The organism is Microbispora sp. CSR-4 (genome assembly GCF_008033685.1).
Classification (GTDB): Bacteria; Actinomycetota; Actinomycetes; order Streptosporangiales; family Streptosporangiaceae; genus Microbispora.
In genome coordinates this window covers 1-619 of the sequence record NZ_VJVX01000236.1, presented here as the reverse complement: position 1 = coordinate 619, position 619 = coordinate 1, and the positions used below count along the sequence as shown (strand labels likewise).

General features: G+C 73.7%; 1 protein-coding gene. It reads right to left on the bottom strand.

From position 1 onward, the window contains the following. Nucleotides 1-555, bottom strand: a 555-nt coding sequence (locus FLV34_RS39610; protein ID WP_187280897.1) for a DUF222 domain-containing protein, incomplete at its 3' end; no start/stop codon positions are given. Between the last annotated feature and the right edge of the window lie 64 nt (nucleotides 556-619).

Genomic DNA, 619 nt, shown 5'->3' with positions numbered 1-619 from the left:
GCCGGCCTCACGCGGCAGGTAGAACTCCCCTTCCACGCCGCCGCCCTTGCCCGGGCGGACCCGCAGGAACCGCCGCCCGTAATCGGCCCGCTCATCCCGTTCTTCCCCATCGGGGTCCAGCACCGCCCGCAGATGGCGGCCGGCCTTGGCGACCTCCGCCGCCCCCGCCTTGCCGGCCAGGTCCACCAAGATCGGCTCCGCCAGGCCGGCCTGCTCATCCGATAGTCCGGCCACAGCGGCGCAGATGGCTTCCACCACCCCCGCCGCCAGCTCACCCGTGGCGAACTTCTCCCGCACGACGGGGAGGCGGGGCAGTTCCGCGCCGAGGGGGAGCAGGCGGCCCGCACCGCCCACCGTCATCCCCCCACTGGTGCGCAACCAGCAGCGGGTGGAGGCATGGCCGTGCTGCCTGGCCTGACCTGCTCGGTGGACCCGGCCGACGCGGTCGGCCAGCGCGCTGGTGATCCGATCCCGGGCGAACAGCAGCTCCTCCGCCTCGGCCAGGCACACATCCACGTCATCGGGAAGCGGCGTCAGCGCCAGCTCTTGGGCCACCTCACGAACCGACCCCACCACCACCCACGACGACCGCACACGACCCCGACCGCGGCCACCCACA